This is a genomic window from Paracidovorax sp. MALMAid1276 (assembly GCF_049198005.1).
Classification (GTDB): domain Bacteria; phylum Pseudomonadota; class Gammaproteobacteria; order Burkholderiales; family Burkholderiaceae_C; genus Acidovorax.
The window spans coordinates 20,425-29,215 of the sequence record NZ_JBMIRS010000045.1 but is presented as its reverse complement, the minus strand read 5'-3'; the positions used below and the strand labels follow the sequence as shown (position 1 = coordinate 29,215).

The window sequence follows — 8,791 nt, the reverse complement described above, 5'->3', positions numbered from 1 at the left end:
GCCATCTACACCTCCTGCGTCGCATCACGGGCGACTCAGGGATATAGTTTAATTTACGGATAAATCCTTAGAGCCCCGGGGTGGCGCGCGCCCGCCGCTATCATCCCCGTCCTCCTCCTGAACCAATAACGACCGACCGAACCTGTTCGGAAAGCCCGCAACGCCATGGACCCCAAACTGCTTGAACTGCTGGTGTGCCCCGTCACCAAGGGCCCGCTGACCTACCACCGCGATGCACAGGAGCTGGTGTCACGCAGCGCCCGCCTGGCCTACCCGGTGCGCGACGGCATTCCGGTGCTGCTGGAGAACGAAGCCCGCACGCTGAGCGACGAGGAACTGGAGCGGTGAGCAGCGTGGTAGCCTCTGTAGATATTCCAACCGGGCGTCCCATCGCGGTGCCAGCGTTCACTGTGCTGATCCCGGCACGCCTGGCCTCCAGCCGCTTGCCCAACAAGCCGCTGGCAGACATTGCGGGCCAGCCCATGGTGGTGCGGGTCGCGCGCCGCGCCGCGCAGAGCGCCGCCGCGCGTGTGGTGGTGGCGGCCGACGATGCGCGCATCCTGAAGGCCTGTGCAGACCATGGCGTGGAAGCCGTGCTCACGCGCGCCGACCATCCCAGCGGCAGCGACCGCCTGGCCCAGGCCTGCACCGACCTGGGCCTGGACGGCGAGGACATCGTGGTGAACGTACAGGGCGACGAGCCCCTGATCGACCCCGCACTCATCGACGCTGTGGCCGCCTTGCTGCCGGCCCGGCCCGAGGCGCGCATGGGCACGGCCGCGCACGCCATCGCGTCGCTGACTGACTTCACCAACCCCAACGTGGTGAAGGTGGTGCTGGATGCGCGCGGCCTGGCCCACTATTTCAGCCGCGCTCCGATTCCCTGGGCGCGCGACCTGCCGGGCACGGCCTGGTGGGAAGGTGCGGCGGCAGCGTCCGCCCCCGGCGTTGCCAGCCTGGCGGGCTTTGCGCCGCTGCGCCATGTGGGCATCTACAGCTACCGCGCGGGCTTTCTGCGGCAGTTTCCGTCGCTGGCGCCCGCGCCCACCGAAGCGGTGGAAGCCCTGGAGCAACTGCGGGCCCTGTGGCACGGCCACCCGATTGCCGTGCACCTGGCCTCCACGGCCCCCGGCCCGGGCGTGGACACCCCCGAGGACCTGGAGCGCGTGCGCAGCCTGATCACCGGCTGAACGCAAGGCCGCGCCAGCGGGCCCTGCCGTGTAAGTCAGCGCAAGGTGGTCGCATGCTATCCTCGCCCGCAACGAGAGCACCGCATCCCGGGCGCCCCGGGTCGCCCACGGCACCCTGCAGGCCCGCCCCTGCCAGCGGCGCCACCTGATTTCTAACCTTCGAGGACTTCCATGAGACTGATTCTGTTGGGCGCGCCCGGTGCCGGAAAAGGCACGCAAGCCACCTTCATCTGCCAGAAGTACGGCATCCCCCAGATCTCCACGGGCGACATGCTGCGGGCCGCCGTGAAGGCCGGCACGCCCCTGGGCCTGCAGGCCAAGGCGGTCATGGATTCGGGTGCCCTGGTCAGCGACGACATCATCATCGGCCTGGTGAAGGAACGCATCACCCAGCCCGACTGCGCCAATGGATTCCTGTTTGACGGTTTTCCCCGCACCATTCCCCAGGCGGACGCGATGAAAGCCGCGGGCGTCAAGCTGGACTATGTGCTGGAAATCGACGTTCCGTTCGACGCCATCATCGAGCGCATGAGCGGCCGCCGCTCGCACCCCGCCAGTGGCCGCACCTACCACGTCAAGTTCAACCCGCCCAAGGTGGAAGGCAAGGACGATGTCACGGGCGAGGAACTGATCCAGCGCGAGGACGACAAGGAAGATACCGTGAAGAAGCGCCTGCAGGTCTACAGCGACCAGACGCGCCCGCTGGTGGACTACTACAGCAGCTGGGCCAAGGCCGCGCCCGACGCCGCACCCAAGTACCGCGCCATCAGCGGCACGGGCAGCGTGGAAGAAATCACCGCACGCGCGCTGCAGGCGCTGGCGAGCTGACGGCACTGCGGGCGCCGGCCGCGCCAGCGAATGCGGCACCGTCAGGGCCAAGGCGACACTCCCTTGTGGGGCGTCGCCTTTTTTCTTGCCCGTCGGCTCTGCGCAGCGGCGCTGCGGTTGCGGCAGGCGGAGCAGACTCCAGGGCCGCAACCCCTGAGGTGCCGCTCAGCGCTCAGGCAGGGCTGGACCGCAGGCCGTAAGCCTTACCGTCCACGAAAAGAAACTCCGCACGCAGCACGGCGTCGCCCTTTTCATCCCGCAGCGTGAAGCCCAGCACCGAGAGGGCCGTGCCCGGCTTGATCTCCTGCACCTGCCACGCCTGCATGCGGGTCAGCGGCGCAAGTTCCACCTCCCAGCGGCGGTCCTTGCGCGTGGGCAACACGGCCTTGGCCAGCAGGGCCTTGCCGTCGACGGGCGAGGTCTGCGCCGGAAGCGCGCGCTGGGCCAGGTCAGGCGGCAGTTTCAGGTCTGCAGGCAGCTCCAGTTCCAGCTCGGCATGCGGGTTCTGCCAGCGCACCTTGCGCGCAATGCCTTCCAGATAGATGGGGCGGTCGGCGTCAAAGCTGCTCCAGCCGTGGTGGGCATGCGCCCAAAGCGGCATGGTGGCGGCGGCCACAAGCAGGGGGCGGCGTTGCAGGCTCATGGGCTCTTCCTTTCAGAGCAGTTGTTGGGGGGACGAAGCGGCCAACCCGGTGCGGCGCGCCTCAGACGTAGGCAATCCAGCGGCCGCACACCACCACAGCCAGCCAGATCAGCGTGGACACCAGCATCAGCGCGCGGGCCATGCCATCAAGGCGCGCCAGCGAGCCACGCCCATGGAACCACGCCGCGTTGCAGCCTGCAAGCATTAACAGCAGCATCTTCAAGGTGAAGGCCCGGTTGCTCAGCAGTTCTGACGGCTGTGTGGCAAACATCAACAGCCCGGAGACGGCGACAAGGGCGAAGCCGCACACCGCCAGCGACAGGCTAAGCCGCGCCAAGTCCTTGACGGGCAGCGCGGCGCCCCTACCCCACACCCGCAGTTCCAGCAGCACGAGATTGCCCAGCAACAGCGCAATCCCCACGATGTGCACCACCTCCAGGGCAGGATAGGCCCAGGCATGCGTGCGAAGTGCGGCAAAGAACATCGGTGGAGCACCTTCGCGGTCAGGGGGCCAGCGCGCTGTCAGGGCGCACGCTGGCAGAGCAAATCCAGCATCAGCGCAATCCGCGCCTTCACCGGCGAGAGGCCCGCAGCATCGGGCAACGCATCGCCCGGCTTCGGCAGCACCTGGCCCAGCGGGCAGCGCGTGGACCGCACCACCCGCACACCAGCGGCCTGCGCGCGCAGCAGCGCGGCCTCCAGCGCGTGGTGCACGGTGCCGTTGCCGGTGCAGGCGACCACCAGACCCTTTGCGCCATCACGCACCAGGGCATCCACAAGCGCACCCCTGGCACCGGCATGGCTCACGACCAACTCCACGCGCGGCCACTGGTCAGGACCTGCTACTCTTTCAATAGCTTGAAAGGCTTTACCAGAAAGCGCTTGGGCCATATTTGAAGGCCAACCACCCAGCAGGCGCACCGTTCCCTCTTCCACAAAACCCAGCGGGCCCGCGTCCCCGGACGAAAAAGCATTCACACGATACGGGTGCATCTTCTGCACGCCGCGTGCGCCGTGGATCTCGCCCGCGGCCACGGCGACTACGCCGCGCGCACCAGCGGTCATGGCGACCGCCACGGCATCCAGCAAATTCTGCGGGCCGTCGGGCGTCAGGGACGTGGCGGGCCGCATGGCGCAGGTCAGCACCACAGGCTTGTCTGCGGTCAGCACCTGGTGCAGGAACCAGGCGGTTTCTTCGAGCGTGTCGGTGCCGTGCGTGATGACGATGGCGCGCACGTCCGCGTCCTGCAAATGGTGGGCGCAGCGCAGCGCCAGGGTGCGCCAGACCGATTCGTCCATGTCCTTGCTGTCGATCTGCGCCACCTGCTCGGTGTGAAGCGTGCATCCAGGCAGGGTCTGCAGCGCGGGCACGGCCTGCAGCAAATCAGCCACCCCCACCTGGGCGGCCGTATACCCAATGTTGTCGCCCGCCAGGGCGGAGGTCCCGGCGATCGTGCCACCCGTGCCCAAAACCACAATTTTTTGCCCGCTCACTTGCGCACTCCGAAAAACTGATGAAAAATACAGCTACTGGATTAAAAAACAGTTGTTAGCCACTGTAGAGGCCCTCACCGGAAACCACCATGCTCGACAACCCCAAGCTCACCGCCCGCCAGCAACAAATCCTGGACCTGATCCAGACCGCCATTGCCCGCACCGGCGCGCCACCCACCCGGGCCGAAATCGCGGCCGAGCTGGGCTTCAAGTCCGCCAATGCCGCCGAAGAACACCTGCAGGCGCTGGCCCGCAAAGGGGTGATCGATCTGGTGAGCGGCACGTCGCGCGGCATCCGCCTGCGAAGCGAAACCGTCCGCTCCATCAACGCAGCTCGGGGCCTTCAAATGGGCAACCAGTTCAGCCTGCCGATTCCCGGCCTGTCGCAACTGGTGCTGCCCCTGGTGGGCCGTGTGGCCGCCGGTTCGCCGATTCTCGCGCAGGAACATGTCGATCAGACCTACAGCGTGGAAAACAGCCTGTTCCAGCATCGCCCCGACTACCTGCTCAAGGTGCGCGGCATGTCCATGCGGGACGCCGGCATCATGGACGGTGACCTGCTCGCCGTGCAATCCACACGCGACGCACGCAATGGGCAGATCATCGTCGCGCGGCTTGGCGACGATGTCACCGTCAAGCGCCTGCGCCGCACCGCCACCAGCATCGAGCTGCTGCCCGAAAACCCGGACTACCCCGTCATCGTGGTCCAACCCGGCGAGCCCTTTGAAATCGAGGGTCTGGCCGTGGGTCTGATCCGCAACACCATGCTGATGTAGCCGCGTTCCGGCCACTGCCGCTTTGATGCGTGGCGTGGCCGCACCGCGCCTTCACCACATTTCACAACAGTTCTGCTGCACCGCAGGTGGCGGGCGTTTGAAGCTATGGCATCCCCTTGCCACCGTTGCTTCAGCCCTGCGGAGTGGCCTTGTCTTGCAATCCTGCCTGTGTCCAACCCCCTCAACGCGGAGTTTTCACATGGGAATTGCCTTGTCCACCTTCTTTGTTTTGCCTTCCACACTGCGTGCCCTGAGCCGGTGCTTGCTGCCTGCATGGCGATGGCAGGCAGAGCCGTCAACGCAGACGTCTGAAGGCGCCACCCACCATCGCCCCCACGGCGACCGCACCACCGGGCTGGGCAGCCTTGCGCCCCATCCATCGCGCGCAAACCGTCCGCCCGCTCCGACCGGTACCCGCCCACTGCGCGGGAGCTGGCCCTTCAACGTGCGCCCCAGTCCAACACCCCCACCCGCGCCCGCTCCAAGCCATGAGCCGTCGCAAAGGCATTGCGTGGCGGCACAGCGGTCCTTTCTCGCCACCCCGGGGCCACGAGGCAGCCGTGAGGCCTTTCTGGCATCCCTCGGGGCTGACGCGAAAGCCCAGGGCACACAGAGAGCGCTGCGCCGCATTTCTAACCGCGGCACAGGGCGCCTGGTCATCACCGGCCGAATGGCAGATGTGTGCGCCGAGCTGGAGAGGCTGGCGGCGCTGGAGGCGGTGCAAGCCCATTTCGGCAAGTGAAGCAGCGCCGGACTCAAGACTTGCGCAGGCGAGTGCTTTAGCGACACGCTGCCTACTGCCTACTGCCCACGGCCCACGTCCCGCCTACACCGCCCTTTTCCCCCACCCTCTGCCCGCCGCGCTTCGGGGCACTGGAGCGTCCATACAGAACGCTCCGTCACAAAAAGCCCCGGGCTTGCGGGCGCCACATGGGCGTCGAGGGCGCAGTGGCGCTTTGTGCCAAGGCACAATGTCGGTATGAATATTGTGATCCTCGACGACTACCAGGACGCGGTCCGCAAGCTTCATTGCGCCTCCCGGCTCGACGCCTACACCGCCAAGGTGTACACCAATACCGTCAAGGGCCTTGGCCAGCTCTCGGTTCGGCTCAAGGATGCGGACATCATCGTGCTGGTCCGTGAGCGTACGCAGATCACCCGGCAACTGGTGGAAAAGCTGCCCCGGCTCAAGCTGATCGCACAAACTGGCAAGGTGGGTGGCCATATCGACGTGGCGGCATGCACCGAGCGCGGCATTGCGGTCGCTGAAGGGGTGGGCTCCCCCGTTGCACCCGCAGAGCTCACCTGGGCGCTGGTCATGGCCGCAACACGGCGCCTTCCCCAGTACATCGCCAATCTCAAGCATGGCGCCTGGCAGCAGTCTGGCCTCAAGACAGCCTCTATGCCGGCCAACTTTGGCATTGGCACGGTTCTGCGCGGCAAGACGCTGGGAATCTGGGGCTATGGGCGCATCGGCCAGTTGGTGGCTGGCTATGGCCGGGCTTTCGGCATGAATGTTCGTGTCTGGGGACGCGAGGCCTCTCGGGCCCAGGCCCTGACCGACGGATACCAGGCCGCGACCACTCGGGAGGAGTTCTTCTCGCAATGCGACGTGATCTCGCTGCATCTGCGGCTCAACGACGAAACCCGGGGCATCATCTCGCTGGAAGACCTTTCGTGCATGAAGCCCACCTCCTTGCTGGTCAACACGTCGCGGGCTGAACTGATCGAGCCCGACGCCTTGATCGCCGCCCTGAACCGCGGCCGGCCCGGCATGGCTGCGGTGGACGTGTTCGAAAGTGAACCCATCCTGCAAGGCCATGCCCTGCTGCGCCTGGAAAACTGCATCTGCACGCCGCACATCGGCTATGTGGAACAGGACAGCTATGAGCTGTATTTCGGCGCAGCCTTTGACAATGTGATCAATTTCATCAAGGGAACCCCCACGAACATCGTGAACCCGGGTTCGCTGCAGGTACGCCGCTAATCGCCCGCTCAACCCCTTCCATCGGCGGCGCGCAAGGAGTCTTCTGATCAACACCGCCGGGCATTTCGCTGCGGCCCCGGTGCACGGCGGATTTATCGGGTTCGATGAATGAGCACTCGGGGCTTCGGATCACCGGCTTGCACCTGCTCAAGCGCTAAGTAAAAAAGGCTTCCCGAGGGAAGCCTTTTTGTTCGTGACAGAGCGCCAGCGAGCTCCGCCGATACCGTCCACTGTCGATTACAGGGGGGTCTTCTTGCCGTCCTTGTACATGTACAGCGTGATGGCAGGGTTCTTCATTTCGCCATTGGGTTCAAAGGCGATCGTGGAAGTCACGCCCTTGAAGTTGGACTTGGCCAGCTCGGGCGTGTAGACCTTGGGATCCACCGAGTTGGCGCGCTTCATGGCGTCCACGATCAGGAATGTGGCGTCGTAGGTGTAGGGGCTGTACACCTGGAACTGGCCGGGGTACTTGGCGTCGTACTTGGCCTTCCAGGCCGTGCCGCCAGGCATCTTGGCCAGCGAGGAGCCGCCTTCGGCGCAGATCACGTTGCCCAGCGTCTTGGCGCCAGCAGCCAGCTTGGCGATTTCGGACGTGCACACGCCGTCACCACCGAAGTACTTCACGTTGCCCATGCCCAGCTGCTCCATCTGACGCAGCATCGGGCCGGCTTGAGGGTCCATGCCACCGTAGAACACGGCATCAGGGTTCTTGGACTTGATGGCGGTCAGGATCGCCATGAAGTCGGTGGCCTTGTCGGTCGTGAACTGCTCGTCGACCACCTTCATGCCCTTGGCGATGGCGGTCTTCTTGAACACGTCTGCAACGCCTTGGCCGTAGGCGGTACGGTCGTCGATGATGGCGACGGTCTTGAGCTTCAGCGTGTCAACAGCGTAAAACGCCAGGCCAGCACCCAGAGCGTTGTCGTTGGCGATGATGCGGAAGGTGGTCTTGTAGCCGGGCTTCGTCAGGTTGGGGTTGGTCGCGGCGCCGGTCACATGGGGGATGCCGCAGTCGTTGTAGACCTTGGAAGCGGGGATGGTGGTACCGGAGTTGAGGTGACCCACCACGCCAGCCACCTTGGCGTCGCACAGCTTTTGTGCAGCGGCCGTGCCTTGCTTGGGATCTGCTGCGTCGTCTTCGGCAACCAGCTCGAACTTGATCTTCTTGCCACCGATGGTGACGCCTTGAGCGTTCAGCTCTTCAATGGCCATGCGGGCGCCATTTTCGTTGTCCTTGCCGTAGTGGGCCTGGGCGCCGGAAACCGGAGCCACGTGGCCGATCTTGACCACCTGCTCTTGTGCAGAGGCCACGCCGGCAACAGCTGCGATAGCAGCAACCACGGTCAGTTTCAACTTCAATTGCATATCAATCTCCAGTAAAGATAAACGCTGAGAATGGTTCTTGTGTCTCAACGCAGGCGAACATATCGCAATTTACGGGCCAGATCATTAGGGAACACGATTAAATGCAGGCTAAACCACAAGGGAATACCCTGTCATTCCTTGGTGGGCGCGCGTTCCCCGCTCGCAAGCTCATCGGCAACGGCCTCATAAACGGCTTGCCGCACCACCGATTCGACCTCTTCGCGCAGCCGCGGAAGCACCGAACGGGTTTGCTCCTGCACCACCGTGGCGATTGCTTCGCGAAGCCGCTTGTCCAGCACCACATCAACGCGTTGCATGACCCGGTGAACCATGTACTCCTCCATGCCCTCCGGCAACGGTCGGGCGCCTAGCACCACAGGCTTTGCAGGCGCTGCAGCCGGTGAGAGCGCCGGTGGCGCGGCATGGGCGGGCTGCGTGCCGACCGAGGGGCGGCCCGCAGCGGAAGCGCCCGCCGCACCGGCAGCCGCCCAACCAGCACGCGAAGGTG

Annotated in this window: 10 protein-coding genes; 5 read left to right on the top strand and 5 right to left on the bottom strand. The window is 65.2% G+C overall.

The genetic code is table 11. The annotated features are described in order from the left end of the window. Positions 1–165: 165 nt before the first annotated feature. The 3 genes from ACOQFS_RS02825 (at position 166) to adk (ending at position 2,018) form a co-directional block, all read left to right on the top strand. Positions 166–348: a Trm112 family protein gene (locus ACOQFS_RS02825; protein ID WP_421561456.1), complete on the top strand. Its 183-nt coding sequence runs from the start codon at positions 166–168 to the stop codon at positions 346–348. Between the two features lie 47 nt (positions 349–395). Further along, a complete protein-coding gene (gene kdsB / locus ACOQFS_RS02820) occupies positions 396–1,190 on the top strand; it encodes a 3-deoxy-manno-octulosonate cytidylyltransferase (RefSeq protein WP_421561455.1) in 795 nt (264 codons plus the stop codon). Between the two features lie 171 nt (positions 1,191–1,361). Beyond that, positions 1,362–2,018, top strand: coding sequence for an adenylate kinase (adk, locus tag ACOQFS_RS02815; protein WP_421561454.1), 657 nt, complete (start codon positions 1,362–1,364; stop codon positions 2,016–2,018). Between the two features lie 172 nt (positions 2,019–2,190). Here the strand turns inward: adk and ACOQFS_RS02810 are convergent, their stop codons facing one another. The 3 genes from ACOQFS_RS02810 to ACOQFS_RS02800 form a co-directional block, all read right to left on the bottom strand. Continuing rightward, positions 2,191–2,661, bottom strand: a complete 471-nt coding sequence (locus ACOQFS_RS02810; protein ID WP_421561453.1) for a DUF6152 family protein — start codon at positions 2,659–2,661, stop codon at positions 2,191–2,193. Between the two features lie 61 nt (positions 2,662–2,722). Next, positions 2,723–3,145, bottom strand: coding sequence for a hypothetical protein (locus tag ACOQFS_RS02805; RefSeq protein WP_421561452.1), 423 nt, complete (start codon positions 3,143–3,145; stop codon positions 2,723–2,725). Between the two features lie 38 nt (positions 3,146–3,183). After that, on the bottom strand, positions 3,184–4,155 hold the full coding sequence (locus ACOQFS_RS02800; RefSeq protein ID WP_421561451.1) for an asparaginase: 972 nt from the start codon (positions 4,153–4,155) through the stop codon (positions 3,184–3,186). Between the two features lie 89 nt (positions 4,156–4,244). On the opposite strand from ACOQFS_RS02800, the gene lexA reads away from it, so the two are divergent. Next, the gene (gene lexA, locus ACOQFS_RS02795; RefSeq protein WP_421561450.1) at positions 4,245–4,931 is read left to right on the top strand and encodes a transcriptional repressor LexA; all 687 of its coding nucleotides are present in this window, start codon (positions 4,245–4,247) and stop codon (positions 4,929–4,931) included. Positions 4,932–5,910: 979 nt separating this feature from the next. After that, positions 5,911–6,918 (top strand): D-2-hydroxyacid dehydrogenase family protein, encoded by a 1,008-nt coding sequence (locus ACOQFS_RS02790; protein ID WP_421561449.1) that lies wholly within the window; start codon positions 5,911–5,913, stop codon positions 6,916–6,918. A gap of 237 nt (positions 6,919–7,155) precedes the next feature. Here ACOQFS_RS02790 and ACOQFS_RS02785 read toward each other — a convergent pair whose 3' ends face one another. Both ACOQFS_RS02785 and ACOQFS_RS02780 read right to left on the bottom strand, forming a co-directional pair. Further along, positions 7,156–8,283: a branched-chain amino acid ABC transporter substrate-binding protein gene (locus ACOQFS_RS02785; protein WP_421561448.1), complete on the bottom strand. Its 1,128-nt coding sequence runs from the start codon at positions 8,281–8,283 to the stop codon at positions 7,156–7,158. Between the two features lie 131 nt (positions 8,284–8,414). After that, positions 8,415–8,627 (bottom strand): hypothetical protein, encoded by a 213-nt coding sequence (locus ACOQFS_RS02780; RefSeq protein ID WP_421561447.1) that lies wholly within the window; start codon positions 8,625–8,627, stop codon positions 8,415–8,417. Positions 8,628–8,791: the final 164 nt, after the last annotated feature.

What these genes read in the sequence shown, in the direction of transcription:
- ACOQFS_RS02825 (WP_421561456.1), top strand. Translation starts at nt 166, where the DNA reads ATGGACCCCAAACTGCTTGAACTGCTGGTGTGCCCCGTCACCAAGGGC.
- adk (WP_421561454.1), top strand. Translation starts at nt 1,362, where the DNA reads ATGAGACTGATTCTGTTGGGCGCGCCCGGTGCCGGAAAAGGCACGCAA.
- ACOQFS_RS02810 (WP_421561453.1), bottom strand. Translation starts at nt 2,661, where the DNA reads ATGAGCCTGCAACGCCGCCCCCTGCTTGTGGCCGCCGCCACCATGCCG.
- ACOQFS_RS02805 (WP_421561452.1), bottom strand. Translation starts at nt 3,145, where the DNA reads ATGTTCTTTGCCGCACTTCGCACGCATGCCTGGGCCTATCCTGCCCTG.
- lexA (WP_421561450.1), top strand. Translation starts at nt 4,245, where the DNA reads ATGCTCGACAACCCCAAGCTCACCGCCCGCCAGCAACAAATCCTGGAC.
- ACOQFS_RS02790 (WP_421561449.1), top strand. Translation starts at nt 5,911, where the DNA reads ATGAATATTGTGATCCTCGACGACTACCAGGACGCGGTCCGCAAGCTT.
- ACOQFS_RS02785 (WP_421561448.1), bottom strand. Translation starts at nt 8,283, where the DNA reads ATGCAATTGAAGTTGAAACTGACCGTGGTTGCTGCTATCGCAGCTGTT.
- ACOQFS_RS02780 (WP_421561447.1), bottom strand. Translation starts at nt 8,627, where the DNA reads ATGGAGGAGTACATGGTTCACCGGGTCATGCAACGCGTTGATGTGGTG.